The sequence below is a fragment of the Escherichia sp. AM3 genome (assembly GCF_032029835.1).
GTDB lineage: Bacteria > Pseudomonadota > Gammaproteobacteria > Enterobacterales > Enterobacteriaceae > Escherichia > Escherichia coli.
On sequence record NZ_JAVUPQ010000325.1, the window covers coordinates 1 to 1,240 of the forward strand.

The following is a 1,240-nucleotide window of genomic DNA, read 5'->3' on the forward strand; positions in this document are numbered from 1 at the left end:
GTTCAAGAGTTGATAGTATATCAATTATCTCTTTGATCTCTTCTTCAATCTTAAAATTAAATTGGCTGTTTTTGATTTGTGCTGCTTGTCTCAACTGCTTTTTGATAGCGTACATTTCCCGATAACCCTCAATCGTTCTTGGGTTGTCGAACAACTTATGACAGTCTCTGCACAAGGCAATTAAATTATCTTCGCTATCAACATCATCGCAAAGAAGTTGCTCATCTTTAAGTAATTCCTTTTCCTCTTCACGAGGGGAAAATGGATATATGTGTGCTACTTCATAGAGCTTTATTTTTCGTTTGCCATTCTGAACCATTAAAGGTTTAAAGCATTTTGGGCAAAGACCACTTACCTCATCATATAAAACTATATGCGTATTATGATTGATGTTCTTGCGTTCTTCACCCACTAATGACTCCTTGCTAAGGGGAAATGACTCTCTGTGGATATTTTATTATTATAACATCAATAGGATTTAGCTTTAATTATTGTAAATGTGATCAATATCACGTTTGTGGCGGGGTTTGCAACCTGTGGCTAACTTTCTTTAAAGAATCTGTATTCTTTTGTCTTCGTTTTCTGATGGTGAAGCTGGGAAGCGGCTATGTGATCAAAGAATAGACTTGTTTTCCTTTTCAACCGAAGGGAAGAAAAGCAAGGGAACTTAGTGAAGCGTAGCTTCGATAAGTTAGCCCTTGCTTATTATTGAATTGATATTGACAATTAATATTAATTTGATATCTATATATAAAATAAATTTCAAAAAGGCACGCATATGAAAAAGAAAACTGTCATAATCATTTCAATAATTTCTTATTTTTTATTCATTATATCGTCATTGTTTTTTTTGAATATCACTCCCAATTTTAGTTTTAGTAATCTAGATTATGTTAATGATAGATATGTTATTTTAGCCGTGGTAACAGAAATTTGTATAATACTATTACCACTTATTATGATTATTGCAAAGGTTCTTTTTGATGAGTGTTCTGAGAAGACGAGCGATAAGACTTAAAATTGTCTATGCTTTCTGATGCAGCAATACTCGCTTTAATGATTAGTAAAATAGTGTAAGCGAGTAAGAGAATATACCCAAAGATGTTGGTCATCAGAGTTTGAAATAAATCTATTTTTACGGGAGGTAGAGTTTTTAATATTAACAATGAGGCTGTTAATGCACTTATTGAATAAAGAATAGCATCATTGCATGATTTTATAATGTTCCGCAGTTGACTAT

1 protein-coding gene and 1 pseudogene are annotated in these 1,240 nt (G+C 32.4%); both read right to left on the reverse strand.

The window, feature by feature from the left end; translation table 11 throughout:
• The coding region (locus tag RTW80_RS25525) for an HNH endonuclease signature motif containing protein (RefSeq protein ID WP_312720846.1) at window positions 1-412 on the reverse strand (412 nt) is incomplete at its 3' end.
• Window positions 413-962: 550 nt separating this feature from the next.
• Window positions 963-1,240, reverse strand: a pseudogene (locus tag RTW80_RS25530) (hypothetical protein); the annotation flags it as partial.